Raw genomic sequence first — 26,882 nt, 5'->3', positions numbered from 1 at the left:
GCTCAGAGGGTGTTTCGGTCAGCGGGGCTGGTCCCGGGTGGTCCATCCGTGCTTGGTGATGAGCTTGTCCAGTGCGTGGCGGAGTTGGTTGATGCGTTCGTGGGCGTCGGGGCCGCGGATGCCGATGGTGATTGTGGCGTCGGTCGCGTGGTAGGTGGTGTGGCGTCCTTCGGCTGCGCTGCGGGCGGCCGCGTGGATCCGGCCGCGGAGCCGGGTCGCTTTCCGGTGGTCGGTCTCGCGGTCCAGGCCATCGATGGTGAGGTAGCACAGGAAGGGGCCGGGGTCGGTCAGTGGACCTTCGGGGAGCCCGGCGTCGAGGGCTTGGCGGATCTTGGCCCGGTCGGTGCTGGTCATCGGGCGCCGTCCGAGCCAGTCCGGCCAGCTGTCTGGCCGGATGGGTACGGTGTGCGCCAGTTTGATCCGTTCGGTTGGAGCGTCTTCCGGCGCCTGGGCAGAATCGGCGGTTGGGTTCTCGGCGTCGCCGTCTGGGTCGCGCTGCTCGTTGGTCATTTCAGATGGGGAGGCTCATCGGTCGACGGTGAGGTGGCGTAGGGCGTTGTGTTTGTCGTCGTCAGTGGGCTGGCTGTAGATCCGCAGGGTCTCAAGTCTTGAGTGGCCGGCTATCTCGGCGACGGCGACGAGGTCTTCGCCGCCGCGGATGAGCTGGGTGACGAAGGTGTGCCGTCCGATGTGCGCGGTGATGTCGTCGTCGAGGCCGGCGGCCTGGCCGATGGCGGTGAATACGTCGGAGGCGCCGCGGGCGGTCAGGCGGCCGCCCCGCCGGTTGAGGAACAGGGCCTTCTCGGTGGCGGCGTTGCTCCATGTGAGCCGTTCGTCAAGCCAGTCGGTCAGTGGTTCGCGGAGCTGCGGGTGGATGGGGACTTCACGGATCTTGCCGCCCTTGCCGTAGACGATCAGGACGCCCTTGCGGGCCGACATGCGGACGTCGGGGACGTCGAGGGCGACGGCGTCGCCGATGCGCAGCCCGGCGTAGAACGGCAGGAGGGCCAGGAGCCGGTCGCGGGTATGCGGCCAGTTCTCGATGGCGCGCAGCCACCGCACCTGGGCGTTGCCGTCGAGGGCTTTGGGGGCGGTTTTGGGAAGGTCGTCGCGGCTGATGTCGGCCTTGCCGAGGCCCAGCCGGATGTGGAAGTCGTCCAGGGCGGCGAGGGCGTTGTTGCTGTAGCGGACCGACCGTTTGGGCTGCACGTCGCGCAGGAGGTAGAGGCGGTAGTCGCGGACGGCCCAGTCGCGGGCCCTGGGGTTGGTGAGCGGGTCACCCTTGGACCGGCGGCCGGCGGTGGGCGAGGCGAGCCAGGCGAGATACATCCGGACCCGCGAGATGTAGGTCCGTTTGGTATCGGCGGCGAGCGGCACGTCGGCGAGCGCCGCGGTGTAGGCGATGAGGAAGTCGGCGTAGTCGTCCGGCAGCGCGGTGGGCTGTGCCCCTCTTCGCTTCGCCGTGGAGGGTGCCTGCGTGTTCTCGGAAGTTGTTTCCGGGGGTTGTGATCCGGCGGGGACCGGATTCTCGGAAGTCACTCCCGGATCCTACTTCCGAGAACCAGTCATTCTCGGAAGTGGCTTATGAGCCGTCAGTCCAGTCGGCTGTGAGCACGATCTTGCCGCGGATGTGGCCGGTCTCGAGCTGATGGTGCGCCGCGGCAGCCTGGTCGAGCGGGTAGGTCGCCGCGATCAGGATCTGGAGTTCGCCCTTAGAGTGCAGGTCGGCCAGTGAGGCCAGGGTTTGTGCGGAGCGCACGCCCCGGAGGCGGCGGATCCGGTATTTCTGCGCTGCTTCGGCGTCGACGGTGGTGCCGATGCGGTCGATGTCGGCGACCAGCGCGAGGGAGGCGGTGATGGCCTCACCGCCCGCGAGGTCGAGGGCGGCGTCGATGTCGTTGGGTGCAAGCGCCCGAACCCTTGAGATGAGGCCGTCTCCGTAGGAGACCGGGATCGCGCCCAGCGAGCGCAGATAGTCGTGATTGGCCGGGCTCGCGGTGCCGATCACGGTGACGCCCGCCGACTGGGCGAGCTGCACCGCCACGGTCCCTACTCCGCCGGTGGCACCGTGGATCAGCAGGGTCTCCCCGGCGGCGACGCGCAGTTCCTGGAGGGCGTTGCAGGCGGTCTGGCCGGCGGCCGACAGCGCACCGGCGACCTCCCACGGCATGCCGGCCGGTTTGGCCGTGACCTGGTCTGCGCCGACGACCACGAACTCGGCGTAGGCGGCGGCGGAGGTGAACCCCAGAACCTGGCTGCCGATCTCAAAGGCCGTCACGTCATCGCCGACCCGGTCGACGACGCCCGCGAACTCGTTTCCCAGGGTCTGCGGGAAGCTCGCCGGAGCCACATCGGCGAAGTCGCCACGGCGCATCTTGTAATCGACCGGGTTGACTCCGGCCGTCTTGACGTGGACCCGGATCTGCCCGGGGCCTGCAACAGGCTCATCGACATCGATCTCATGCAGGACCGAGGGGTCTCCGTAGGCGGAGAACACTATTGCTCTGGCCATGACTGATACATCTCTTTCTGGGTTCGTGACCGGTTCGCCGATGGTGGGGGTCATGAGGCGTACGGGTGTGTGGCGCGTGCGTCGTGGAGGGCTCGTGTCCACCAGGTGAGCTGGTCGAGGAGGGTCTTCGCGGCGCTGTTCACGCCGTCTGGTTCGCGGGGCAGGCCGTGCTCGTCGAACTGGGTGTGGGCCATGTGGAAACTCACGGTGTCGCGCAGGGTGACGGTGTGCAGCTCGGCGAAGACCAGACGCAGTTGCTCGACGGCCCGCAGCCCGCCGGAGATCCCTCCGTAGGAGACGAAGGCAACCGGCTTGGCCTGCCAAGGGGAGGAGACGGAGTCGATGGCGAGTTTGAGCGAGGCGGGGTAGCCATGGTTGTACTCCGGGGTGATGACCACGAACCCGTCCGCGGCGTCGATACGGGCGGCGAGGGCATGCACCGCCGGATCGTCGCAGTCGAACGGTGTCTGCTGCACCGGCCGCAGCGGCACCTCGCGCAGGTCGATGACATCGAGGTCAAGGTCTGCGCGTTGCTGTGCCTGGCCGGTGAACCAGCGGGCGACGGTGTCGCCGAAGCGGCCCTGACGGGTGCTTGCGATGATGACGGCGATACGGAGCATGATCGGTCGCTCTTCTCTCAATGATGGGTCACTTGTCTTGGTGATGGGTCACATGGTGGTTGTGCGGGGCAGTAGCCAGGCCGGGATAAGGGCGATGAGAGCGAAGCCGACGGTCCACCAGAAGGTGTCACCGAACACGCTTTCCATCGCGCCAGGTGTGGTGGCCCCGGTACTGGCGCGTTGCAGGATGACGGCCAGCATCGCGGTGCCGAACGAGCCGCCGATGCGCTGGATGACGCTGGTCAGGCCGGTCGCGCCGGGGATCTGATCGTGGCGCAGCCCTTGGTAGGCGCCGGCCATTATGGCAATCCCCGCGGCGCCCAGCCCCATCCCCCGTACCAGCAGGGTGATGATTTGCACCAGATCGCCGGTGCCGGACATTGTGAAGGGAATCGTCGCGGCGACGGTCACGGCCAGGCCGGCCAGGACCACCGGGCGGGCGCCGATGCGGTCGTTGAGCCGTCCCGCGATCATCAGTGCAAGGGCGGTGCCCAGCCCTTGCGGGGAAAGCATCAGGCCGGTCTCGACGGCCGACAAGCCGTGGACCCGCTGGTAATACAGGGGCAGCAGGAACATCGGCCCGAAGATCGAAGCCCCGGACAGGAACGTCAGGATCGCAACGAGCGTGTACGACCGGATGCGGAAGAGCCGGATATCGAGGAGGGGAGCAATCCTTGCCCGCAGCGCGTGCCAGGTGAACGCCGCGACCAGGGCCATACCGATGACCAGGCTCGTGATCGCCGCGGCGTTGCCGATGCCCTGGCCGACCTGCGACAGCCCGTACATCAATGCCGCCAGGCCCGGTGACAGCAGCGCCAGCCCGGTGACATCCAGCGGGGGCCGGCCGACCGGGCGTCCAGGCGGCATGCCACGCCACGCGAGCAGCAAGGCCAGAGCGACCACCGGCACGTTGACGTAGAACACCCACCGCCAGCCGACCCCGTCGATGAGCGCACCGCCCAGAATGGGACCGATGATCGGCGCGAGCTGCCCCGGGATCGCCACCAGGGCCATGACGCGGCCGAATCGGGACGGCCCGGCGGCCTGGGCCAGGATCGTCTGTGCCAGCGGCAAGATCATCCCACCGGCCAGGCCCTGCATCACACGGAAAACGATCAGGCTCTCGATCGACCAGGCCAGACCGCACAACACCGACGCGACGACGAAGACCGCCAGGGCCCACATCCACATCGTCTTGGCACCGAGCCGTTCCACTGACCAGCCGGTGAGCGGGATCGCCATCGCCATCGCCAGCAGGTAAGCGGTGGCCACCCACTGCACCGCCGCCAAGGAGGCGCCGAACTGGTGGCCGAGGCCGTTGATCGCGACGCTGAGGATCGTGGTGTCCAGCAACGACGCCAGCGCGCCCGCCACCACGATGCCCGCGAGCTTGAGCAGTGCGGGATCCAGTCGGCCGGGCGTAGCCGTCGCAGGCGTGGCCGGATCGTGAATCGCCGGTGTCATCGCTCGGCCTGCCGGTTCGGAAGTCCATCAGATGATGCCTGAAGCAGGTGCAAAATCGTCATGGCGTGTAAACTATACCGTGCAGAGTACTCGTGTAAACTAGTCAGTGCACCTAGTCGCCGAACCCAACAGGGAGCCATTCATGACACAGCAAGCGCTCGGCGCCCGCGGTCTGCTGGCCGAAAAACGCCACGCCATCATCCGCGCCGCCCAAGAGATTTTTCTGCGCGAGGGCTTCACCCGGGCCAGCGTCGACATCATCGCGGCCACGGCCGGGGTATCGAAACGGACCGTCTACAACCACTACACCGACAAGGAGCAACTATTCCTATCGGTAATGGAACAGACCATCGCCCCGGTCATCACCCGCTTCGTCCAGATCACCCAACAGCATCTCGGGACCATCACCGACCTGGAAGGTGACCTGACCGCCTTCGGCCGGGATTGGGTCCGCTCGACCGTGCTCTTCCCCGAGCACGCTGCCCTGCTCCGGCTCGTCATCGCCGAGGCCACGCACTTTCCTCATCTGATCGACGCCTGGCGCGGCGCCGGCCCCGACCAGAGCCGCCGCGTGCTCACCGAACATCTCGGCCGGATCGCCGACCAGGGGCTCCTCGACATCCCAGACCTCGACGAAGCCACTCGCCACCTCACCGCGCTAGTCTGCAACCCGCCGCAGAGCCTCTCGTTCTTCGGCGTCCTGCCCCTCACCGACCCCGACATCGACGACCTGGTGACCAGCGGCGTACGCGCCTTCCTCCGGATCTACCAACCAATCTGACGAAAGCACTGTGTCCCTCCGCCGCTCCGGCCATCAGCACCTGCATGGGCGAGGCACCCAGCAGCCAATGGGTCATCTCCAGCCGCAGCAGCTCGGTGCCGCCGAGCCGTTCGAGCTCGCCCAGCTCGACGGGAGAGGCCATCTCGCCCAGGCCCTCGCGTACCTCGCCTCTCGCGGGTCACTCCTCTTCGTGTGCGGCTTTTGGGTCGCGCAGCTCGCGGAGCCTTCCGCCCAGGTCAGGACGGTTGAACGGGTAGAACCCATGGAAGTTGATGTGCTCGAACAACAGAGGGCTCAAGCGGGCGCGGATCGCGGGGCTGATGCCCAGCCCGCCGGCCTCCAGCTTCTTCACCGCCGCGTCAATGTACAGCGAGTTCCACCACGTGATCGCGTTGAGCCCGAGGCCCAGCGCGCCCACCTGGTCCTCCATCCCGCGCGCGTACCCTTTGATCAGGCGGCCGAGGTTGCCGAAGAACACGCGGCGGGCCAGGAAGTGGCGGGACTCGCCGATGTTGAGCTGGGCACCGATCATCCTGCGGTACTCCTCCACGTGGAGGACCTGCAGCAGATGAAGCGTCTTGAAGATGCGGCCGTAGTGGGCGAAGGCGTTGCCCAGGCCGGTGAGGCGGCCGTCGGCGGTCATCATGCGGATCAGGTCATGGGCGCGGACCTGGTTGGTGGACAGTGACCCGGCGACCCGCACCATGTCATCCCACTGGGAGAGAATGGCCGGTAGCGATACCCGCCGCAGGCCCAGGGTGTTGAAGTCGCCCCACCCGTTGGTCTGCTTGGTGCCCTTGGTGAGGGTGCTCTCCAGCATGGCGGTGTCGATCCACCACAGCTGGGTATCGGAGATGTCGGCATGCCTCGGCGCGAACTGGTACCCGCAGACCGCGAACATGCCGTACACGATGTCGGAGTAGGAGCCAGTGTCGGTGATGATGATCTCCGGCTGTTCGGTGGCGTCCAGCCGGTGGATGGCGTCCAGGATGAACAGCGAGTCGCGCAGCGTGCCGGGCACCACCAGCCCACCCAGGCCCATCACCTTGTCCGAGACGACGTTCAGCCAGGTCGCGCCCCTTGGGCGTTTGCCACGGCCGAAGTAGAGCGGCGACGGCCGAGCGTACAGCGACCGGACCGGCACCACGAAGCGCATCCCGTCGGCGGAGGCGACCAGCCCGCCGCCCCAGTCGGCGGTGATATCGATGCGGGCCTGGGAGTCGACCAGCCGCGCCGAGGCCGCGGCAATGCCCTCGCCGTAGAAGTAGCCCTTCTCCACCCCGATCAGCCGGTGCTGGGTCAACGCCGCCACCCCAGCCTTGGTCACCGGCACCAAGCCGACGTTGCAGGATCTCGCCACGGTGAGCGCGGCCAGGGTGATGTCCAGGTCCTCGCGGCGCACGTGCGAGCCGGAGATGTGCTCGAACCCGTCGAACATGCCGGTCTGGCCGTGTACCTCCAGCAGCAGCTCGGGATAGTCGATACGCGGCAGCATCCCGGCCACGGCATCGTGCACCGCGGCGAACCCCTCCGGTTCAGGGGCGGCCTCCAGCCGCGACATCTGCAGCTTGCCACCCTTGACGCTCACCGACGGGTTGGCTGCCAGCCCGGCCGCGACCTGCTTGTAGGCATCATCCAGGACCCCGGCCAGCTCCCGCAGGTGAGCGGTGGGATCGGCGTCCAGGCCAAGCGCGGTCAGTACCGTGGCGCGCTCACGCACCCACAGCCGCTCCTCAATCAGAGCGGCCCGCGGGTTACCCCACTTGTCCGCGCCGACCGCGTACACATCCCGCCGCCGCAACGCCCCGTGCAATGCCTCCAGGATGCAGAAGGTGTAGGCGGGCCGATCGATCAGCGGCGGATCCAGCTTCGGATTGCCAAACACCAGCCGCCGCCACGACCCAGTCACCAAATCCTCGAACCCCTTGATGTGCTCGGTGCCGGGCTTGCGTGCCGCCATCAGCTTCGGCAACGCCTTCAGAGCGGCGACGATCTGGGAGCCGGCCGCCGTACACCCCCACGGAATCACCGAGGCGAGCATGTCCACAAATCCCCGCACGGTGCCGTACCGGTCGAGGAGTTCCACCCGCCACTCCAGATCACCGTCGTCCTCGGTGGAAGGCAGCGGCATCAGCTCCAGCACCGTCTCGACGGCGGCCGCCAACTGCTCACGGGTCACCACCTGCTCGACATGGTCCAGCACCTCCGCCGCCGTGGTCACCTTCTCCCCGCCGTCGTCCTCGGCCTGGGTCTGCGGGGTGTCCATCACGATCGTCCACGCGGCTGCCAGCCGGGCAGCGGCGATCCGCAGCCGGGGCAGGTTCTTCAGCTTCTCCTTGTCCCCGGCCCGGCTGGCCCGCGACAGCAGCACCGTCGACATCAGCAAGTCGAACAACAGCAGCGCGTCGTCGACCGAGATGCCCTCCAGTTCCCGCACCGTCGCCAGCAACGTGGCGACCCGCCGGTTGGCCTCCAGCGCCTTGATCTTCGGGGCCTTGGCCGTCATCCCGCGCCGGGCCAACTCGGCCAGCTTCACCGGCGCCACCGCCGAACAGTCCACCGCGCCCGTCCCGAGCCCCAGCACGTAGGCCGCCCGGTCCAAAGCGTCCGACATGCCCGTCCCCGACAGCCTGGTCACCGCGGTACGCATCCACTCAAGCGTCGACACCTTTTTGCCGTCCGGCACGGCCAGCGCGCCCACCAGCTCCCGCCGCATATGCACCGGCGCCGCCTCGGTCAACACCTTGTTGATCGCTGACAGCTCGATCCGCCGTATCTCGGTGACCAGCCGCGACAGCGTCGTGATGCCCGGCAGCAGCACCCGGTTCTCGATCAGCCACAGCACCGCCCGGTCGAACAGCTCCCGCCGCGAGTCGCGGGTCTTGCGGACCCGGGAGGCGATGAAGTCGGCTATCTCGGCCTCGATGTCGGCGAACTCCCGGTACTCGAGCGAGTCCCGGATCTGCCACGCGTGCTCGTACGGGGTCTGCTGCCGGTCCCCGTACAGCTTCACCGACGACCAGTCCTCGATCCCCAGCTGCTCGGCCACATACCGAACCACCACCTCCGGCACGGAGTCCGGGCCGGAGTCGGTCAGGAACGTGCCCAGCATCCGCACCGTGCCCCATTGGATCGACCAACCCAGCCGGTTATGCAGCCGACGCTTCTCCCTCGCCAGCTCCAGCGCCTTGCCATCCAGGAAGAAGAACTTCTCCAGCTCCTCCGGCGTCGGGTCCACCACGAACCGGCCGTACCGGCCCACCTGCTCGTCAGACAAGTACTCATGCGGCACGGTCCGTCACCATAGGCGAACAAACCACCACTACCCAGCAGTACGCCCAAACTGAGACCGACTACCCGACTATCGCCCCGACACCCCAGATGACCTGCAGCTCAGTTGTTAGCGCTAATTCTCGGCCGAATAGTCCCAGGACCCCCTTCCGCCACATCGATCTGCGGGCTCAGTGCTTACCAGGCCTGCCCGGCTACGCGCTCCTCGACCGGATCACCGAGCGGGCGGGTGCGGTGCGGGCGCTGGTCGACAGCTGGCCGGATGACAAGCATCGTCAGGAGGCCCGTTTTGCGCTGGAGTTCCTTGCCGGCACGGCTCGCGCATGGACTGACGACCAGGCTCTGGTGAGCCCGGCGGGACTGAGCCACAAGCTGCCGCCCGCCCTCCGCGAAGAGCTGTTCACCGCGTTCAGGCACACATCCAGCGATACATCCCGCGACTGAGCCGCACCGCCTGGTGGGCCAGATCCCGCAAGGCGGTGATGCGTTCGATCTCGTACTCGTTGAGCAGCTCGTCCTCGGCATACTCACGCACCCGCGCATCTTCTATGGCGGCGAGCGCGGCGACCGTCTCCGGCATCACCCGGTCCACGCCCGACACCTCGCTGTCGTCCACGACGACCTCGCTGTCGCCGACCTCGCTGATGTCGCGTCCGCTGAGCTCGGCCACCAGGTCGCCGAGTTCGTCGATCCAGCCCTTGCAGTCGACATACGGCAGGTTCGCATGCGCAGGCCCGCCGGACAGAGCCTGCTCGGCCGACTCATCTGAGTCCGCCGTGAAGTAGTCGACCAGGACACCCATGGTCGAACACCTTATCGATCAGGCCGCCGCGAGGACAGAGCCCATCTCTGGCTCGCTTGCCTCGCGAGCGCATCGCTGCTTGAGAGTGTCCACGTAATCGAAGCTCCATGGGTATCTGTGTACTGGCGATCGATCTCGGCCGAGGTCAGATGCCGCAGCAGGCCCTCGATCATCGAGGCGACCTCGGAGGCGGACGTGCTGGTGACCTGGCTGTAGATGCAGACTGATTTTCGCCTACATGCCAATACACCATGATTCCGGCACCTCCGTAGCGTTGGTGCCACTCGGTCATCATGTTCGCCGACCAGGATCCGAACTTGCGCGAGTCGGACGCGCACGAGGTGCCCGGCCCCCACAACTCCACAACCCGGGCCGCCAACGTCTTGTTGACCACGGTGCGGATCGCCGAACGCAGGTTGTCGCGGTTGATGAACAGCCGCCGCGTGCGGCGCAGCGCCGCCTCGCTGTCGGCGTTGTCCGCCGCGTTCCCCGCCGCGTCCTGCGCGGCGCTGGCCGTGGCTACGCCGTCGGCGACCCACTTGATCCCGACGTTGGTGCCCAGCCCATAGACGCATAACAGCAGCCTGCGGCGCAGCGCGTCGGCGTCGGTGATGGTCCGCGAGGCGACCGAGGAGAACTCGGTGGTGAAGCCGGTCTTGTGGTCGACGTTCTTGAGCAGGTCCAGCAGGTCCAGCAGGTCGATCACGCCCCAGCAGCGGGAGATCTCCCGCTTGAGCTTCTTCAGGTTGGCCGGTTCGCTCTGCTTGGCGACCGGCAGGACGTTCGAGCGAGTGCGTCTCCACCTTCCCGGCGGAATTGACCCCGATGAGACGCACATCACCCGGCTTCCTGTCACGCCTGGCCCGGGCTGCCCGGTCAACGGTGTGTACGGCGTAGGACGAGTATCTGATTCGGCCCTATGTGGTCTACCGCAGCCGCGACGAGCAGCCGACCGGCACGGGGATGGGAGCCGTCGCGTCAGTCTCCCATCGCCCTGGCGGGCGGACCGTTCCGAGCGACCCCGCGAAGTGACCTCACCGTCCAAAGACACCCACCGAGAGAGCAGGCATGATGACCCGCGTACCCGATGAAGCACTGATCCTGGTCCCCGGAGGCACGCTCAAGACCGCCTCGCCCGAGGAGGGGCGGGCGCTGGCGATCGCGATGATCCGCAACACCGTGCACACCATCCAGCCGGATCTGGACATCCTCCAGGCAGGACGGCCGCATTACTCCACCGACACCACAGGACTGATGGAGGCGACCCAGATCGTGGCGCTGGAGTTCGCGACCATCGCGGCCGCCAACGACTACTGGCGCTGAGCCGGCGTGCCGCCCGGCAGGCGGCGGAGCAGCCGACCGGCACACGGGCTCCGCAGCGGGGATGGGAGCCGTCGGTGATCTTCCCGCCCGGCCGGGCACCCCCCTGCCGGGCGGATTCACAGCCAGACGGTGCCGAGCCAGGCGGCGGCCGCGGCGGCCGCCAGGAGGGCGATGTTGAGCCCGATCAGCCGGGCCTCGCCGCGGCTCAGATGGACCGCGATGCCGCCGACCTGAATCAGGACGAGGCCGATCGCCGCGGCGATCGCGAGCCAGGGCGCGATCCCGGTCAGCGGCGGTCCGATCAGGCCGGCCGCGCCGAGCACTTCCAGCACCCCGATCGAGCGGACGAACGGCATGGGAACGGTGTCGACCCAGCCCATCATCGGCTGGAGCCGCTCCTTGCTCTGGGCGACCTTCTTGCCTCCGGCGTAGAGGTAGAAGACGGCCAGGAGCGCCGCGACGATCCAGTAGGAAACTTCCATCAAGCACACCTCGAAGCCGCTGACGTGGCGCCCGGCCACGATGGTTACCAGTCGTAAGTAGCCTCATGATGCGTCACTATCGAAAGCCTTACAAAAGGCACATGCATGTGCGTTACGCACAGGGGGCTGTCATGTCGGAGTACGAGCACACCTGCATGATCCGCGGAGACGGCGGACAGACGATCCGCGCCATCCTCGACCACATCTGCAACAAGTGGACGTTGCTCATCGTGGCCACCCTCGACCAGCGCATCCTGCGCTTCACCGACCTGCACCACCAGATCCCCGGGATCTCCCAGCGCATGCTGACCCTGACGCTGCGCAACCTCGAACGCGACGGCCTGGTCTCCCGGACGGCGCACGCCGAGGTCCCGCCCCGGGTCGAATACGCGCTGACCCCCACCGGAAGGAGCCTCATCCCACCCGCTCTGGCCCTCGCCGGCTGGGCCATCGAGCACGTCCCGCACATCGAGGCCAGCCGAGCGTCCTACCAGATGCGGAACCCATGACCCGATGCCCGCCCCCCGGCGAACCCCGTCTGCCGCCTTGATTGTCGTGAATGCATGTCTTTCCTCCCGTAAGTGGCGGCGGTGACGCTGCCGCGGCAGGGGCTTGGCGCGGTCCCTGGAGTCCTCCCATGAGGGACGCTGAGCCGCTCCTGCGATGTGCCCCCGTGGCCCCGTGGCCCCGTGGCCCCGTGGCCCCGCAGATGATCGCCGACGGCCTGCCTGTGTTACTACCCGGTTGTAGTGTCGGCGGGAGTTGTCCGGCACTCCCTGCGACCAGTGCCGGACAACGCACGGACAACGCATGGACGATGTGCGTGCTCGCGGCGGCCGGCACCGACGCCGACGGGCCGGCGCCGGACAACGCAGGCGGGTTCGATCGGAGCGCCACGTCCGAAGCGCGCGAGCGCCCAGCGCAACGAACGGTGCGGGGCAGCGGCTCGCGGTCGAGCCGCGTGCGCCGCGGCTCGACCGCCGATGATCCCGTTCAGCTCTCCGTCAGTGCCTTGACCAGGTCGCCGATGACGATGTCCGCCGCCAGCGGCGCGCCACGCGTACTCCAGACCGAGCCGTTCACCGACACCACGTGATCGCTCTTGACCGCCTTCAGCTCCTTGAACGCCGGAGTCCGCTGCACCTCGTCCAGGGTCTTCTGCCCGTCCGCCGTCAGCGTGGAGACGAACAGCCAGTCCCCGTCGATGTCCGACAACGCCTCCAGGCTGAGCGGCATGGAGTGCGCGGTGCCGTCCTTGTCCTGCGCGGCCGGCCTGGTGAGTCCGAGGTCGGTGGCGACGAAACCGGCGAACTGCCGCTTCTCCATCCAGCTCGGCCCCTGCGGGTTCCACCGCACGATGCTCACCTCGGCCGGCTTGATCTTGCCCTTGGCCTCGGCGATCCGCGCGTCGTAGCCGGCCAGCACCTTCTTGGCCGCGTCGAGCTTGTTGAGCGTGTTGCCGACCCCCATGAACGACAACTTCCAGTCGTCGGTCGGCGCCATCGTCACGACCGTGGCCGGCGTGATCTTGCGGAGCTGGTCGAGGACCTGCTGGTCCTGGAGGTCACCGGCCAGGATCAGGTCCGGCTGCACCTCCACGACCTTGTCGATGACCGGCTGCAGCAGGTTGCCGACGATGGGGATGCCCTGGACCTTGTCCGCCAGGTAAGCGGGCGGGGTGTCGATGCCCTGGCCGTTGGTGATGCCCACCGGCCGCAGGCCGAGCGCGAGGACGGCGTCCAGGTCCTCCTGGGTCAGGGTGACCACCCGTTTCGGGTCGGCCGGCACCTTGATCAGGGTGCCGGTGGCGTCCTTCACCTCCCGGACGGCCGCGGCGGCGGACGTACCGGCGGAGGCGGCGGTCGTGCCGGCCGGGCCCGCGGGCGTGGACGACGCGCCGCACGCCACGGCGGTCAGAACGGCGACGGCGGCGACGAGCAGTCCGCCGGCCCTGCTGAGGGGTGCCATACGAGCTCCATGAAGAGATAGGGAAGGCTTGCCTTTTTTAGGTTAGCCTTACCTTATGTTTACGCAAGCCCGCGCCTTCGGTCTGGGAACCGCCGCCCTCTTAGCCCTATGCGCGGCCTCCATCCTCACCGGCGCGGGCCGCGTCACCCCCGGCCAGGTCATCGCCCACCTGCTCGGCACGGACACCGACACCCACCTGCGGATGGTCGTCACCACCCTCCGCCTCCCCCGCACCCTCGCCGGCCTCATCGTCGGCGCCGCCCTCGGCGTCTCCGGCCTCCTCCTGCAGTCCGTCACCCGCAACCCCCTCGCCGAGACCGGCCTGCTCGGCGTCAACGCCGGCGCCGCCCTCGGCGTCGTCACCGGCATCGCCACCACCGGCGCCCAGACCGGCGGCGCCTACCTGACCTGGGCACTCGGCGGCGCCCTCCTGACCACCGGCGCCGTCCTCCTCATCGGCGCCCGCATGTCACCCCTCAAACTCGTCCTGGCCGGCGCCGCACTCTCCGCCACCCTCACCGGCATCACCACCGCCGTCCTCGTCGCCGACCCCGTGACCTTCGACCAGTACCGCTACTGGGTCCTCGGCTCCCTCGCCGGCATCCCCCTCGACCGCGTCCTGTCCATCGCCCCCGCCATCGCCGCCGGACTCGCCATGGCCGCCATCGCCGCCCGCCCCCTGGCCGCCCTCACCCTCGGCGACGACCTCGCCGTCGCCCTCGGCCACCGCCCCGCCCGCACCAGAGCCTGGGTCACCATCGCCGTCACCCTCCTCAGCGCCGCCGCCGTCGCCGTCGCCGGCCCCATCGGCTTCCTCGGGCTCCTCGCCGGATACCTCGCCAGAACCACCGCCGCCGGCCGCATCGGACCGCAGATCGCCCTGTCCGGCATGGCCGGCGCCATCGTCCTGCTCGGCGCCGACGTGCTCGCCCGCGTCGTCATCCGCCCCTACGAAGCACCCGTCGCCCTGCTCATCGCCATCCTCGGCGCCCCCGTCCTCATCATCGTCGCCCGCTCCCGCACCGTCGCCGCCGGAGCCCGCGACCTCATCCCCCACACCACCAGCGCCCGCCGCAGCCGCCTGACCATCCCCGGCACCCTCCCCCTCCGCCTCGGCCCCCTGTCCTTCCTCATCCCCGTACGCTCCTGCCTCGCCGCCACCCTCCTCATCGCCCTGACCGCCGCCGCCACCATCGCCGCCGTCACCGCCGGACAATCCACCATGACCGCCACCCAAGCCGTCCAAGCCCTCACCGGCACCGGAACCGGCGGCCACCTCCTCCTCATCCAGGACATCCGGCTCCCCCGCATCGTCGCCGGACTCGTCGCCGGCGCCGCACTCGGACTGTCCGGCTGCCTCACCCAGGCACTCGCCCGCAACCGGCTCGCCACCCCCGACCTGCTCGGCGTCAACCAGGGCGCCGTCATCGCCATCATGATCGCCGGACTGCTCTCCGCCGCCGGCACCCTCTTCGCCCACTGGTGGATCGGCCCCCTCGGCGCCCTCGCCGCCATCCTCGCCGTCTTCGCCGTCTCCGGCGGCATCGGCCGGCAGGGCTACCGCTTCATCGTCACCGGACTCGCCCTCACCACCCTCGCCGGCGCACTCACCCAAGCCCTGCTCGCCTGGCAAGGACTCAGCTCCGCCACCGCCATCCACGCCTGGAGCGTCGGCAGCCTCACCGGACGCGGCTACGACGTCGCCCTCCCCGTCGCCACCGGCCTCCTCATCCTGCTGCCCGCCGCCCTCGCCCTCGCCCGCCGCACCGCCGTGCTCCGCTTCGACGAGGACGTCACCACCGCACTCGGCGTCAACCCCCGCACCACCCGGCTGCTCCTGCTCACCCTCGCCGTCATCCTCGCCGGGCTCGCCGTCGGCATCGCAGGACCCATCGCCTTCGTCGCCCTCGCCGCCCCCATCATCGCCACCCGGCTCGCCGGACCCGCCCGGCTCCCCCTCATCGGCGCACCCCTCACCGGCGCCGCCCTCGTCGTGATCGCCGACACCCTCGGACGCGTCCTCGCCGACGGCGCCGAAATCCCCGCCGGCGTCATCACCAGCATCCTCGGCGGCCCCTTCCTGCTGTGGACCCTGCTCGCAGACCGGAGGTCATGAATGACACCCCACCCCCCCGCCACCCCCCTCATCGAACCCGCCGCCACACCCGGCACCTGCAAAGTCACCTTCCTGTGGCGCCCCACCTCACCCACCGAACAAGCCCTCGTCCTCATCAACACCGTCACCGACCGCGACCGCCACGCCGGCGACATCACCGGCCACCTCATGACCCGCCTGCCCGGCACCGACCTGCTCCACCGCACCTACGAACTCGACGCCGACCTCCGCGCCAGCTACCAGATCCTGCCCTGCGCCGAACTCCCCGGCACCGACCGCGACTCCTGGCTGCACGTCATGCGCACCGCCCTCCCCGACCCCCGCAACCCCGCCACCGTCCCCGGCCCCCCCGACCGCCACCCCTCCTCCCTGCTCGAACTCCCCCAAGCACCACCACAGCCCTACCGGGAACGCCGCCCCGGCACCCCCCAAGGACGCCTCCTCGAAACCCGCGCCGCCGGCCGCCGCGTCTGGGTCTACACCCCACCCGGCACCGCCACCGGACCCCACCCCGCCCTGGTCCTCCTCGACGGCGAAGTCTGGGCCGGCCGCATCACCACCACCATGGACAACCTCATCGCCGACGGCCGCATCCCCCCCACCGTCGTCCTCCTGCCCGACTCCGTCGACCGCCCCACCCGCCTGCGCGAGATGGCCTGCCACGAACCCTTCGTCCGCCACCTCACCGACGACCTCCTGCCCTGGGCCGAACACGCATGGCAGATCACCGCCGACCCCGGCCGCACCACCATCGCCGGCCAGAGCTTCGGCGGCCTCACCGCCTCCTACGCCGCCTTCCTCGCCCCCGAACGCTTCGGCAACGTCCTATCCCAATCCGGCTCCTACTGGTGGCATGACGACGACCCCGAATGGCTCACCCGCCAATACGCCCGCACCCCCCGCCGCCCCGTCCGCTTCCACATCGAAGCCGGCACCCTCGAATGGATGCTCCTCGCCGAGAACCGCCGCTTCGCCGACACCCTCACCACCCAGGGATACGACGTGAGCTACGCCGAGTACAACGGCGGCCACGACCCCGCCTGCTGGCTCGGCGGCCTCGGCGACGGCCTCGCCACCCTCGCGGCGGCCCGGCCGTGAACCCCAAGAACGCCATCCGCGAACGCGTCCACACCCACTCCGGCGCCCTCATCGGCCTCAGCCACCTCATCCACGCCCACCCTGAGACCGCCTTCGAAGAGCACCGCGCCTCCACCTGGACCGCCGCCGTGCTCGACGCCGCCGGATTCGACGTCACGACCGCCGCCGGCGGACTGCCCACCGCCTTCACCGCCTCCTACGGCACCGGACCCGTCACCGTCGCACTCTGCGCCGAGTACGACGCCCTGCCCGGCCTCGGCCACGCCTGCGGCCACAACATCATCGCCGCCGCCGCCACCGGAGCCGGCCTCGCCCTCGCCCCCTTCGCCGACGACCTCGGCCTGACCGTCAAAGTCATCGGCACCCCCGCCGAAGAACGCGGCGGCGGCAAGGCGCTCCTGCTCGAAGCCGGCACGTTCGACGGCGTGGACGCCGCGATGATGGTGCACCCAGGACCCTTCGAAACCGTCAGATTCCGCTCCTTCGCCCTCGGCACCGCCGACGTCGAATACCTGGGCCGCCCCGCGCACGCCACCCTCGCCCCTCACGAGGGCCGCAACGCCGCCGACGCCATGACGCTCGCCCAGGTCGCCATCGGCCTGCTCCGCCAGCACCTGCCCCGCGACCACCACGTGCACGGCGTCGTCACCTCCGCCGGCGAGGCCCCCAACGTCATCCCCGCCCGATCCACCGCCTCCTATGAACTGCGCGCCGCCGCCGCCGAGGACCTCGGCGGACTGCGCGCCCGGGTGGCGGACTGCTTCCGGGGCGCCGCCCTGGCGACGGGCTGCGAGCTGCGGCTGACCCGCCCCGAGCCCGACTACCTCGACTTCCGCGACGACGCCGCGCTGGCCACCTGGTACGCCGCCAACGCCGCCGCCCTCGGCCGCCCCCGGCCGGTGGAGAAGGAGCCGTTCGCGATGACCGACATGGCCAACGTCTCGCACGTGATCCCGGCCATCCACCCCATGCTCGACATCGGCTCCGGGGACGCGGTCCCGCACGATCCCGCCTTCGCGGCGGCCGCCGTCTCGCCCGCCGCCGACCGCGCCCTGCTCGACGCCGCGATCATGCTGGCGTGGACGGCGGCTGACTTGTCCCCTCGCTGAGGGGTGTGAATCAGTACGACATGTTATTTTCCAAGCCGAACGCCTTTACATTGTAGATTTATTAGCCACGCGGACGGTGATCATCGTCGCGGCCAGGAACGCCGCCAGCAGGAACGCCGCCGCCGCCAGCAGCGCCACCCGGTACCCCGCCGACGAGGCCGCCACCGCGCACACCCCCACCCCCAGCCCGCCACCGATCATGCGCAGCGACTGGAACAACGTCATCGCCCGCCCCATCACCGCCGGCCCGACCGTCGCGAACGCCGTCACCTGCACCGCCGTCACCGCCTGCCCGAGCACCAGGCCCACGCAGAACATCACCGCCCGCAGCGCCCACGGACCAGGCTCGGCCAGGGCGAGCAGCGCGAACAGCACCCCGCCGCCGAGCAGCCCGGCGGCGACCACCCGCCCCTCCCCCCACCGCGCGCAACTCCGGTCCACGACGAACCCCGCCACCATCAGCCCCAGCGCCTCGGGGAAGATCACCAGCCCGGCGTCCGCCGCCGACGCCCCCAGCAGGTCCTGATACATGAGCGGGAACGCGAACAACATGCCCAGCAGCCCCGCCGCCGACAACCCCGCGGTGACCGCACCCCGCAGGAACGCGCGGTCGGCCAGCAGACCCAGGTCGAGCAGCGGGAACTCGGTCGTGCGGGCCGACCTGACCAGCGCCCCCACCAGCAGGGCCCCGGCCAGCAGCGCGCCCCACGCGACCGGTCCCGGCGGGCCGTCGCCCAGGCCGTACATGAGCAGGCCGAACCCGGCGCCGGCCAGCACCAGCCCGCGCACGTCCAGCCGCCCGCCGGCGCGGGGCGCCGGGGCCCGCCACAGGACCGCCGCGCCCACCACCAGCGCCGCGACGCCGAACGGCAGGTTGACGAGGAACGCCCACCGCCACGACAGCGCGTCGGCCAGCACCCCGCCGAGCACCGGCCCCAGCGCGGGCGCCAGCGCCGTCGGCACCACGATGTAGCGCGACAGGCGCATGCGCTCCTCCGGCGGGTACGCGCCGAACAACATGGCCAGGCCGGCCGGCGTCAGGATCCCGCCGCCGGCGCCCTGCAGCACCCGGAATCCCACCAGCGAGCCCAGGTCCCAGGCCAGCGCGCACAGCCCGGACGCCACGGTGAACACCGCCAGCGCCCCCAGGAACACCCGCGGCGCGCCGTAACGGTCGCACAACCAGCCGGCCACCGGCATCGCGACCGCGAGGCTGGCCAGGAACGCCGACTCCACCGCGTTGCTCGCCATCGGCGCCACGCCGAGGTCGGCGGCGATGGCGAACAGCGCGGGGTTGACGATCGTCGCGTCCAGGCCGTTCATGCACATGGCCGTGACGTAGACGGCGAGGAGGGCCGCCCTCACCGGCGCAGGCCGCGCGGGCGCAGGTCCGTCCAGTGTCCGGCCACGTAGGCCAGGCAGGCCGCCCTGCCGTCGGGCCCGAACCGCACCGACCAGCCGTCGGGCACGGCGGCGAACTGCGGCCAGATGGAGTGCTGGTCCTCGTCGTTGGCCAGGACGAGGAACTCGCCGTCCGGGTCGTCGAAGGGGTTCACGCGTTCAGCTCCTGAAGTCGGGCCGCGACGATCGCGCCGATCTCGGCGATCGGTCCCGGCTGGGTCATGTCCTTATGGCTGCAGGCCACGTCGTGGCTCTCGATCGCGCCCGCGAGGTGCGGCCGCCAGGTGGCGGCGGTCAGCCCCTCGTCGACGGTGTCCACGGTGGCGCGGAAGAACAGCACGTCGCCGTCGTGGACGCGGGTGTCGTGGGCGCGGACGAGACGGTTGGTGTTCAGGTAGAGGTCCTTCAGCTCGGTGAGCGTCCCGACCGGCAGCCCGGCCAGCGGGCTGGCCTCCCGCCGCAGGATGTCGATCACGCGCTCCAGCGTCGGCGCGGCGTCCGGCGCGAAGCCGCCCATCGTGAGCAGCGCCTCCAGCGCCTCAGCCTCGTCGGACGGCGGCAGGTCGCGCATGCCCTCGGCCGGGTAGGCGTCCAGGACGGCCAGCAGCGCCACCTCCTGCCCCGCCTGACGCAGCTGCACGGCCATCTCCTGCGCGATGATGCCGCCGGTGGACCAGCCGAGCAGATGGTACGGCCCGTGCGGCCGCACCAGCCGGAGCTGGGCCACGTAGTCGGCGGCCAGCCTGCGCAGCGAGACCGGCAGCCGGTCCCGGCGCGCCTGCAGCCCGTAGATGGGCCGGTCCGGCACGTACCGGATCAGACCGCTGTAGCACCAGCTCAGCCCGCCCGCCGGATGCACGCAGAACAGCGGCGCCCGCGCCCCGGCCGCACGCAGCGGCAGCAGCACCTTGAGCGGGTCCATCCGCGCCCCGCCCTCGGCCAGCGCGGCCAGCCCGGCGGCGGTCGGCGCCTCGAACAGCGCGCCGACGGACACCTCGACGCCGAGCACCTCCTTGATCCGCGCGACCAGCCGGACCGCGAGCAGCGAGTGGCCGCCGAGCTCGAAGAACCCGTCGTCCACTCCCACCCGGGGCAGGCCGAGCACCTCCGCGAACAGCGCGCACATGGTCGCCTCCCCCGGCCCGTCCGGCAGCCGGCCGCCGACGGCGGCCGCCTCGGGCGCGGGCAGGGCGGCGCGGTCGAGCTTGCCGTTCACGGTCAGCGGCAGCGCGGGCACCTCGACGATCGCGGCGGGGACCATGTAGCCGGGCAGGAACCGGCCGGCGAACGCCCGCAGGTCCCCGGTCTCCCCCGCCGTCACGACGTAGCCGGTCAGGCGCTGGTCGCCGGGCCGGTCCTCGCGGACGACGACCGCGGCCTGCGCGACCGCCGGATGCCCCAGCAGGGCCGCCTCGATCTCGCCGGGCTCGATGCGGAAGCCGCGCACCTTGACCTGCTGGTCGGCGCGGCCCAGGTAGTCGAGGGTGCCGTCCGGCGACCACCGTGCCAGGTCGCCGGAGCGGTACATCCGCGATCCCGGCGGCCCGAAGGGGTTGGCGACGAACCGCTCGGACGTCAGCCCCGGACGGCCGAGGTAGCCGCGGGCCAGGCCGTCGCCCGCCACGTACATCTCGCCGGCCACGCCGGGGGGCACCGGCCGCAGGGCGTCGTCCAGCACGTAGACGCGCAGGTCGGGCAGGCCGCGGCCGATGGGGCTGCCCTGCCACGCGCCGGGCGTCAGCACCTGGTGGGTGACGTGCACGGTCGTCTCGGTGATCCCGTACATGTTCACCAGCGTCGGCCCCTCCGGACGCCAGCCGGCCAGCCTGGCCGGCTCCAGCGCCTCGCCGCCGAAGATCACGTAGCGCAGGGCCAGCTCGCGCCCGTCGTCGGCGGCGACGAGCTGGTGGAACGCCGACGGCGTCTGGTTGAGCACGGTGACGCGCTCGCGGGCCAGCAGGGCCAGGAAGTCGCGCGGCGACCTGCTCACCTCGTACGGCACCACGACCAGCCGGCCGCCGTACAGCAGCGCGCCCCACAACTCCCACACCGAGAAGTCGAAGGCGTAGGAGTGGAAGAGCGTCCACACGTCGCCGGGCCCGAAGCCGAACCAGTGGTCGGTGGCCGACATCAGCCGCACCACGTTGTGATGGGTGACCAGCACGCCCTTGGGACGGCCGGTGGAGCCCGAGGTGTAGATCACGTACGCGGCGTCGCCGGGCCGCAGGTCACGCTCCAGGTCGTGCGCCGGCCGGTCGCCGAGGTCGTCCAGCCAGCCCGGGTCCACCACGCAGACCGGACCGGCGTCGGCGAGCATGTAGCCGACGCGCTCGGCCGGATAGGACGGGTCCAGCGGCAGGTAGGCCGCCCCGGTCTTGAGCACCGCGAGCAGCGCCACGACCAGGTCGGGGGTCCGGGGCAGCGACAGGGCCACGATGGCGCCGGGGCGGGCGCCGTGGGCGGCGAGCTTGTGCGCCAGCCGGTTGGCGCGCGCGTTCACCTGGGCGTAGGTCAGCTCGCCGACGGCGACGGCGTCCGGGGCGCTGCGGACCTGCGCCTCGAACAGGCCGGGCAGCGTCGCTCCCGGCTCGCTGACCAGGTCGCCGTTCCAGTCCTCGATGAGGGTGCGGCGCTCGGCCGCGTCCAGGAGGTCGAGCAGGCCGATCGGCGTGCCGGGCTCGGCCACGGCCTGACCGAGCAGCCGGGTCAGCCGCTGGACGAAGCCCCGGGCGGTCCCCCGGTCGAACAGGTCCTCGCTGTATTCGAGGAAACCCGCGCCGGCCGGGCCCAGGTTGAGCGTCAGGTCGAACTTGGCCGTGCCCGTGTGCACCACGCGCACGCCGTCGGGATCGGGGGTGTCCTGGTAGACCAGCATGACCTGGAACAGGGGGTGCCGGTTGCGCGCCCTGGCCGGGTTCAGGGCCTCCACGAGCCGGTCGAAGGGCAGCTCGGCGTGGTCGAACGCGGCCAGGTCGGCCTGCCTGACCCGGCCGAGCAACTCGGCGAAGGTCGGGTCGCCCGAGGTGTCGGCGCGCAGGACGAGCGTGTTGACGAAGAAGCCGACGGCCTCGTCCAGCGCGCTGTCGTCGCGGCCCGCGACCGGGGTGCCGATCGGGATGTCGGTGCCGGCGCCGAGCCGGGTGAGCAGCGCCGCCAGCGCGGCGTGCAGCACCATGAACACGCTGGCCCGGGTGCGGCGGGCGAGCGCCTCGGCGGCCCGCATGAGCGGGGGCGGCAGGGTGACGGGCACCGTTCCGCCGGCGCCGCTCGGCACGGCCGGGCGCGGCCGGTCGAAGGGCAGCTCCAGCCGGTCCGGCAGGCCCGCGAGGGCCTCGCGCCAGTGGGCCAGGCCGGTGGCGGGCAGGTCGCGCCGCCACAACGTGTAGTCGGCGTACTGCACGGGCAGCGGCGCGAACGCCGGCGCCGCGCCCGCCTTGCGGGCCTCATAAGCCGTCAGGATGTCCCTGACGAGCGGCCTGGCCGACCAGCCGTCGCCCGCGATGTGGTGCAGCACCAGCGCCAGCACGTGCTCGCCGGGACCGAGCCGCAGCAGGTGGGCGCGGAACGGCGGCTCGGTGACCAGGTCGAAGCCGCGGCCCGCGATCGTCGCCAGAGCCTGGCACTCGTCGTCGGGCTGCCACACGGGCAGCCGCACCCGCACCCGCTCCAGGATGCGCTGGCGGGGCACGCCGTCCCGCTCGGGGAAGATCGTGCGCAGGATCTCGTGCCGCTCGACGACGTCGTCGAGCGCCGCCCGCAGCGCGTCCCGGTCGAGCGGGCCGGTCAGGCGGAGCGCGAGCGGGATGTTGTACGTCGGGCTGGGGCCCTCGATCCGGTACAGGAACCAGAGCCGGGCCTGGGCCGACGACAGCGGCACGGAGTCCGGGCGGCTGCGCGTGCCCAGGCGCGGCCGGGGCGCGGCGGTGGCGCCGAGCCGGGTGACGAGCTCGGCGGGGGTGGGCGACTCGAAGACCGCGGTGATGGGCAGCCGCTGCTCGAACGTCTCCCGCACCCTGACCGTGAGCCGGGCCGCCAGGAGGGAGTGGCCGCCGAGGTCGAAGAAGGAGTCCTCGGGACCGGCTGCCTGGAGTGACAACACCTCGCAGAACAGCGCGCACATGGCCTGCTCGGCGCCGTTGGCCGCCGGGCGGCCCGCCGTGGCCGCGGCCGTGGCGCGCGGGGCCGGCAGCGCGGCGCGGTCGAGCTTGCCGTTGGGGGTGCGGGGCAGCGACTCCAGCCAGACGATCGTGGCGGGCGTCATCCCGGCAGGCAACCGCGCCTGCGCGTACGCCCGCAGGTCGGGCGTCTCACCAGCGGGTGTGTCGTTGGCGGGCGTCTCACCGGTGGGCGCGGCTGCGGTGGGCACCGCGTAGGCGATGAGGCGGTCGCCGTGCGCCGTCACCGCGGCGGCGGCCACGCCCGGATGCCCTTCGAGCACGGCCTCGATCTCGGCCGGCTCGATCCGCACCCCGCGCACCTTCACCTGGTCGTCGGCCCGGCCCAGCAGCTCCAGCCGGCCGGCGGCGGCCCAGCGGGCGCGGTCGCCCGTACGGTACAGGCGCCCGCCGCCGGGGGCGGCCACGAAACGTTCGGCGGTCAGGTCGGGGCGGCCGAGGTAGCCGCGCGCCAGCCCGTCGCCGGACAGGTACAGCTCCCCCGTGGCGCCGGGCGGCACGGGGTGCAGCGCGTCGTCGAGCACGTGCGCGCCGCTGCCGGCGGTGGGTCCTTCCGAGCCGTCGCCGAGCCAGGTGTAGGCATCGACGGTGGCCTCGGTGGGGCCGTAGTGGTTGACGGCCAGGGCCCGCTCCCGCAGGGTCCGCCACAGCGGCTCCGGCACGGCCTCGCCGCCGACGACGACGACGCGCGGCGGGTCGGCCAGCAGCTCGGGCAGCTCCTTCAGGTGGGACGGGGTCAGGTCGAGGTAGTCGATGCCGTGCTCGCGGACGTAGGCGGTCAGCGCCTCGGGGTCGCGGTAGACGTCGTCGCCGAGCAGGTGCAGCTCATGGCCGCCGATCATCCAGAGCAGCGGGTCCAGCGAGGCGTCGAACGAGAACGACGCGGTGTGCGCGACCCGCAACCGCTCCCCGGCGGGGAAGAGCCGCTCGCGGTGCCCGGCCAGCAGCGCGGCCAGCCCGAGATGCGTGCCCACCACGCCCTTGGGACGGCCGGTGGATCCGGAGGTGTAGATGACGTAGGCGGCGTCACCGGGCCGGGGCAGGGGCAGCACGCCCACCACACCATCGGCGACCGGCCGCTGATCCGGCGCGACGACGATCGCCGGGTGGGCGTCGGACAGCATGAGGTCGCGCCGGTCGGCGGGGTAGGCGGGGTCGATCGGCAGGAACGCGGCGCCGCTGCGCAGGACGGCCAGCAGCGCCACCACCAGCTCGGCCGAACGGGGCAGGGCCACGGCGACGATCTGCCCGGGCCCGGCCCCCTGCCCGGCGAGATGCCGGGCCAGGCGGTCGACCCGCGCCCCGAGCCGCTCGTACGTCAGCGGCTCACCGTCACAGACGAGCGCCGTCTCACCGGGCGTCAGGCGCACCTGCCGGAGGAGCGCCTCCACCACCCCGGGCGGAGGCCCACCGGCCTGGGCGGCCGCGTCGGCGGGCGGCCGCGCGGCGGGCACCATGACGGGAGCCTGGGCGGCCGGGCCGTCTCCCGCGCCGGCGGGAAGCAGGCCGAGGGCGGCGCGGTCCTTCCGGGTGAGCAGGGACAGCCGGCCCAGGGGCGTGTCCGGGGGGACGTGGGCCAGTGAGGCGAGGAAGCGGGCGAGCCGGCCCGCGTGCCCGGCCAGCGTCTCCTCCGTGTACAGGGCGGCGTTGCCGTCGAGTTCGAGGGTGAGCCGGTCGCCGTCCAGGAGCAGCGCCACGGCGAGGTCGTCGACCGGCCCGGCGGCCAGGTTGGTGACGGCCCCGCCCGCGCTGCCGAACTTCACCTCGGAGCCGAACGGCTTGATGTTGAGCAGCGGCCCGAACAACGCCCGCGACGACCCGGCCAGCCCCAGGTCGCGACGCAGGTCCTCGATCCGGTAGCGGCCATGGCGGCGGGCCTCGGCGATCCGGCGGGCGGCGTCGCCGACGAGGTCGCCGAGCGTGCGGCCGGGGCGCACGTCGAGCCGGACCGGCAGCACGTTGACCGTCAGGCAGGGCACGCGCAGGGCGGCGCCGGAGCGGTTCATCAGCGGCAGGCCGATCAGCACGTCCGTGCTGCCGGTGAGGCGGCCCAGGTAGCAGGCCAGCCCGGCGGCGGCCACGTCGGCCCAGGTCGCGCGGGCTTCGCGGGCGAGCGCGTCCCAGTGTCCCGTGGCCGGCAGCGGCGCGCGCCGCCGGACGACCTCGCGGGCCGTCATGGCGGCCGGGCCGGCCAGCCCGGCCGGCTCCGGCGCGCCGCCGAGCCGGCCCAGCCAGTACGCCCGGTCGCGGGCGTGCCGTTCCGAGGCCCGGTAGGCGTCCTCGTCGGCGAGCACCGGCGCCATCGACCCGAACGGCCCCGCGCCGGGCGTCAGGCCCTCGGCCAGCGCGGTGTAGATGTCGGCCATCCGCTCGACCAGCATCGACAGGGCGTAGGCGTCGATGAGGATGTGGTGGGCGCGCAGGTACCACACGTGGTGGTCGTCGGCCAGGCGCAGCAGCGCGTGCCGGGACAGGTGGCCGGTGACGACGTCGACCGGCGTGCTCTGGTCCGAGCGCATCCAGGCGCCGGCCGCGGCCTCCGGGTCGGGCTCGGCCCGCAGGTCGAGCACGGTGAGGCTGCCGCGCAACGAGTCGTACTCGCGCAGATACTGGGCGGGCTCCTCGGTGAAGCGCAGGCGCAGCGGCTCGGCCTCGGCCAGGCAGCGCTCCAGCGCCCGCTCGAACACGGCCCGGTCGAGGCGGCCGCGGATGTCGATGCGGTCGGCCGCGTTGTAGACGGGGTTGCCGGGGTCCAGGCGCTGGGCGAACCAGATCCCGGCCTGCGCGCCCGTGAGGGGCATGGTGGACGGCAGGATCGGCGACAGGGTCTTCGGAGGCGTCACGCCGTCCGTTCCTCCTCTCCGTCGTTCGCACCGGTCTTGCCCGCCACCAGATCGGCCCAGGCCGCGATGGTGGGCTTCTCCACCAGGTCGGGGAAGGCGACCTTGACGCCCGCGCGGTTCCAGCGCTCGATGAGCGTCATCACCCGGATGGAGTCGAGTCCCGCGTCCACGAGGTCGTCGTCGAGGCCGAGCTCGCCGGGCTCGACGAAGAGCAGGCCGGCGATCTCGGCGCGGAGCCGCTCCGCGGTCTCAGACACCGGCCACCGCCCGGGACAGCGCGCGGCTGAGGCGCGTGGTCGTGGTGGTGACGGCGCACCGCTCGGCCGCGTACGTCAGGGCCATGTCGTGGTGCTCGCGGGAGAAGTCGGCCACGGCGTCGGCCACCACGAACGCCTGCGTGTCGCGCATGAACGCCTCGCAGGCCGTCATGAGCACGCCGATGTGGGCGTACACGCCGCAGATGACGATCTGGTCGCGGCCCTGCTCCGCCATCAGCTCGGCCAGCCCGGTGCGCTGGTAGGCGCTGTAGCGCCACTTGGTGAGCAGCACGTCGTCCGCGCCGGGCGCGAGCGCGTCGGTGATCTGGGCCTCGTACGGGTCGGCGCCGATGCCGTCACCCCAGAAGTCGAGGAGCAGGCCGCGCTGCTCGGCGCTCTGGGCGCCGGGCTGGGCGGAGTAGACGACGGGCACGCCGAGGCGGGCGCAGAGCTCGCGCAGCGCCGCGACGTTGGCCATCAGCTCGACCAGCGGCGACTGGCCGGGGGTGTAGGCGCGCAGGAAGTAGTTCTGCATGTCGTGGACGAGCAGGACGGCGCGGCGCGGGTCGGGACGCCAGTCGACGCGGTTGGCGGGCGGCTCGGCCGGCATCGGGTACGGCTTGATCTCGGGGATCGGCAT

Annotated in this window: 20 protein-coding genes and 1 pseudogene; 6 read left to right on the top strand and 15 right to left on the bottom strand. The window is 71.3% G+C overall.

Going from position 1 to position 26,882, the window contains the following annotated elements:
* Positions 1–18: 18 nt before the first annotated feature.
* From ACWD0F_RS33040 to ACWD0F_RS33020, 5 genes are all read right to left on the bottom strand, one after another.
* Positions 19–510 (bottom strand): hypothetical protein, encoded by a 492-nt coding sequence (locus tag ACWD0F_RS33040; RefSeq protein WP_449882546.1) that lies wholly within the window; start codon positions 508–510, stop codon positions 19–21.
* A 15-nt stretch (positions 511–525) separates the two neighbouring features.
* A complete protein-coding gene (locus ACWD0F_RS33035; RefSeq protein ID WP_449882544.1) occupies positions 526–1,539 on the bottom strand; it encodes a tyrosine-type recombinase/integrase in 1,014 nt (337 codons plus the stop codon).
* Between the two features lie 43 nt (positions 1,540–1,582).
* Entirely contained in the window at positions 1,583–2,497 is a 915-nt protein-coding gene (locus ACWD0F_RS33030) for an NADP-dependent oxidoreductase (protein WP_449882541.1), read from the bottom strand.
* 65 nt (positions 2,498–2,562) lie between these two features.
* Positions 2,563–3,132 carry an NADPH-dependent FMN reductase gene (locus ACWD0F_RS33025; protein ID WP_449882538.1) on the bottom strand — a complete coding sequence of 190 codons (570 nt, stop codon included), beginning with the start codon at positions 3,130–3,132 and terminating at the stop codon, positions 2,563–2,565.
* 48 nt (positions 3,133–3,180) lie between these two features.
* A complete protein-coding gene (locus ACWD0F_RS33020; protein ID WP_449882537.1) occupies positions 3,181–4,596 on the bottom strand; it encodes a DHA2 family efflux MFS transporter permease subunit in 1,416 nt (471 codons plus the stop codon).
* Positions 4,597–4,738: 142 nt separating this feature from the next.
* Here ACWD0F_RS33020 and ACWD0F_RS33015 point away from each other — a divergent pair, with 142 nt between their 5' ends.
* Positions 4,739–5,377 (top strand): TetR/AcrR family transcriptional regulator, encoded by a 639-nt coding sequence (locus tag ACWD0F_RS33015; protein WP_449882536.1) that lies wholly within the window; start codon positions 4,739–4,741, stop codon positions 5,375–5,377.
* A 178-nt stretch (positions 5,378–5,555) separates the two neighbouring features.
* On the opposite strand, the gene ACWD0F_RS33010 is transcribed toward ACWD0F_RS33015, so the two are convergent.
* The 3 genes and pseudogenes from ACWD0F_RS33010 to ACWD0F_RS33000 form a co-directional block, all read right to left on the bottom strand.
* Entirely contained in the window at positions 5,556–8,669 is a 3,114-nt protein-coding gene (locus ACWD0F_RS33010) for a Tn3 family transposase (RefSeq protein ID WP_449882534.1), read from the bottom strand.
* 408 nt (positions 8,670–9,077) lie between these two features.
* Complete coding sequence (locus tag ACWD0F_RS33005) at positions 9,078–9,470, bottom strand: hypothetical protein (RefSeq protein WP_449882531.1); 393 nt, start codon at positions 9,468–9,470, stop codon at positions 9,078–9,080.
* A gap of 11 nt (positions 9,471–9,481) precedes the next feature.
* Positions 9,482–10,308 (bottom strand): annotated as a pseudogene (locus ACWD0F_RS33000) (Tn3 family transposase).
* 230 nt (positions 10,309–10,538) lie between these two features.
* Between ACWD0F_RS33000 and ACWD0F_RS32995 the strand changes: the two are divergent.
* On the top strand, positions 10,539–10,793 hold the full coding sequence (locus ACWD0F_RS32995; protein ID WP_449882529.1) for a hexameric tyrosine-coordinated heme protein: 255 nt from the start codon (positions 10,539–10,541) through the stop codon (positions 10,791–10,793).
* 116 nt (positions 10,794–10,909) lie between these two features.
* Here ACWD0F_RS32995 and ACWD0F_RS32990 read toward each other — a convergent pair whose 3' ends face one another.
* Complete coding sequence (locus ACWD0F_RS32990; RefSeq protein ID WP_449882526.1) at positions 10,910–11,275, bottom strand: DoxX family protein; 366 nt, start codon at positions 11,273–11,275, stop codon at positions 10,910–10,912.
* 101 nt (positions 11,276–11,376) lie between these two features.
* Between ACWD0F_RS32990 and ACWD0F_RS32985 the strand changes: the two genes are divergently transcribed.
* Positions 11,377–11,784: a winged helix-turn-helix transcriptional regulator gene (locus tag ACWD0F_RS32985; protein ID WP_449882523.1), complete on the top strand. Its 408-nt coding sequence runs from the start codon at positions 11,377–11,379 to the stop codon at positions 11,782–11,784.
* Between the two features lie 484 nt (positions 11,785–12,268).
* Here the strand turns inward: ACWD0F_RS32985 and ACWD0F_RS32980 are convergent, their stop codons facing one another.
* Positions 12,269–13,243 carry an ABC transporter substrate-binding protein gene (locus ACWD0F_RS32980; protein WP_449882520.1) on the bottom strand — a complete coding sequence of 325 codons (975 nt, stop codon included), beginning with the start codon at positions 13,241–13,243 and terminating at the stop codon, positions 12,269–12,271.
* Between the two features lie 55 nt (positions 13,244–13,298).
* Here ACWD0F_RS32980 and ACWD0F_RS32975 point away from each other — a divergent pair, with 55 nt between their 5' ends.
* From ACWD0F_RS32975 to ACWD0F_RS32965, 3 genes are read left to right on the top strand one after another with little or no spacing between them, the layout of a single operon-like run.
* On the top strand, positions 13,299–15,359 hold the full coding sequence (locus tag ACWD0F_RS32975; RefSeq protein ID WP_449882518.1) for an iron ABC transporter permease: 2,061 nt from the start codon (positions 13,299–13,301) through the stop codon (positions 15,357–15,359).
* A complete protein-coding gene (fes, locus tag ACWD0F_RS32970) occupies positions 15,360–16,457 on the top strand; it encodes an enterochelin esterase (protein WP_449882516.1) in 1,098 nt (365 codons plus the stop codon).
* Positions 16,454–17,566, top strand: a complete 1,113-nt coding sequence (locus ACWD0F_RS32965; protein WP_449882513.1) for an amidohydrolase — start codon at positions 16,454–16,456, stop codon at positions 17,564–17,566. The genes fes and ACWD0F_RS32965 overlap by 4 nt, the downstream gene beginning before the upstream one ends.
* 45 nt (positions 17,567–17,611) lie before the next feature.
* Here ACWD0F_RS32965 and ACWD0F_RS32960 read toward each other — a convergent pair whose 3' ends face one another.
* The 5 genes from ACWD0F_RS32960 to ACWD0F_RS32940 are packed head-to-tail and all read right to left on the bottom strand — an operon-like array spanning position 17,612 to position 26,882.
* On the bottom strand, positions 17,612–18,931 hold the full coding sequence (locus ACWD0F_RS32960; RefSeq protein ID WP_449882510.1) for an MFS transporter: 1,320 nt from the start codon (positions 18,929–18,931) through the stop codon (positions 17,612–17,614).
* The gene (locus ACWD0F_RS32955) at positions 18,928–19,122 is read right to left on the bottom strand and encodes an MbtH family protein (RefSeq protein ID WP_449882508.1); all 195 of its coding nucleotides are present in this window, start codon (positions 19,120–19,122) and stop codon (positions 18,928–18,930) included. The genes ACWD0F_RS32960 and ACWD0F_RS32955 overlap by 4 nt, the downstream gene beginning before the upstream one ends.
* Complete coding sequence (locus tag ACWD0F_RS32950) at positions 19,119–25,985, bottom strand: amino acid adenylation domain-containing protein (RefSeq protein WP_449882506.1); 6,867 nt, start codon at positions 25,983–25,985, stop codon at positions 19,119–19,121. Before ACWD0F_RS32950 ends, ACWD0F_RS32955 begins: the two co-directional genes overlap by 4 nt.
* Positions 25,982–26,242: a phosphopantetheine-binding protein gene (locus ACWD0F_RS32945; protein ID WP_449882503.1), complete on the bottom strand. Its 261-nt coding sequence runs from the start codon at positions 26,240–26,242 to the stop codon at positions 25,982–25,984. Before ACWD0F_RS32945 ends, ACWD0F_RS32950 begins: the two co-directional genes overlap by 4 nt.
* Positions 26,235–26,882, bottom strand: coding sequence for an isochorismatase family protein (locus ACWD0F_RS32940; protein WP_449882500.1), 648 nt, complete (start codon positions 26,880–26,882; stop codon positions 26,235–26,237). Before ACWD0F_RS32940 ends, ACWD0F_RS32945 begins: the two co-directional genes overlap by 8 nt.

The sequence above is a fragment of the Nonomuraea sp. NPDC002799 genome (genome assembly GCF_053592075.1).
The sequence above is the reverse complement of the archived record's forward strand: the minus strand, read 5'-3'. Positions and strand labels throughout refer to the sequence as shown.

Excerpts from the sequence above, each read along its gene's own strand:
- ACWD0F_RS33040 (WP_449882546.1), bottom strand. The coding sequence starts at position 510 with ATGACCAACGAGCAGCGCGACCCAGACGGCGACGCCGAGAACCCAACC.
- ACWD0F_RS33025 (WP_449882538.1), bottom strand. The coding sequence starts at position 3,132 with ATGCTCCGTATCGCCGTCATCATCGCAAGCACCCGTCAGGGCCGCTTC.
- ACWD0F_RS33020 (WP_449882537.1), bottom strand. The coding sequence starts at position 4,596 with ATGACACCGGCGATTCACGATCCGGCCACGCCTGCGACGGCTACGCCC.
- ACWD0F_RS33015 (WP_449882536.1), top strand. The coding sequence starts at position 4,739 with ATGACACAGCAAGCGCTCGGCGCCCGCGGTCTGCTGGCCGAAAAACGC.
- ACWD0F_RS33005 (WP_449882531.1), bottom strand. The coding sequence starts at position 9,470 with ATGGGTGTCCTGGTCGACTACTTCACGGCGGACTCAGATGAGTCGGCC.
- ACWD0F_RS32995 (WP_449882529.1), top strand. The coding sequence starts at position 10,539 with ATGATGACCCGCGTACCCGATGAAGCACTGATCCTGGTCCCCGGAGGC.
- ACWD0F_RS32990 (WP_449882526.1), bottom strand. The coding sequence starts at position 11,275 with ATGGAAGTTTCCTACTGGATCGTCGCGGCGCTCCTGGCCGTCTTCTAC.
- ACWD0F_RS32985 (WP_449882523.1), top strand. The coding sequence starts at position 11,377 with ATGCATGTGCGTTACGCACAGGGGGCTGTCATGTCGGAGTACGAGCAC.
- ACWD0F_RS32980 (WP_449882520.1), bottom strand. The coding sequence starts at position 13,243 with ATGGCACCCCTCAGCAGGGCCGGCGGACTGCTCGTCGCCGCCGTCGCC.
- ACWD0F_RS32975 (WP_449882518.1), top strand. The coding sequence starts at position 13,299 with ATGTTTACGCAAGCCCGCGCCTTCGGTCTGGGAACCGCCGCCCTCTTA.
- fes (WP_449882516.1), top strand. The coding sequence starts at position 15,360 with ATGACACCCCACCCCCCCGCCACCCCCCTCATCGAACCCGCCGCCACA.
- ACWD0F_RS32940 (WP_449882500.1), bottom strand. The coding sequence starts at position 26,882 with ATGCCGATCCCCGAGATCAAGCCGTACCCGATGCCGGCCGAGCCGCCC.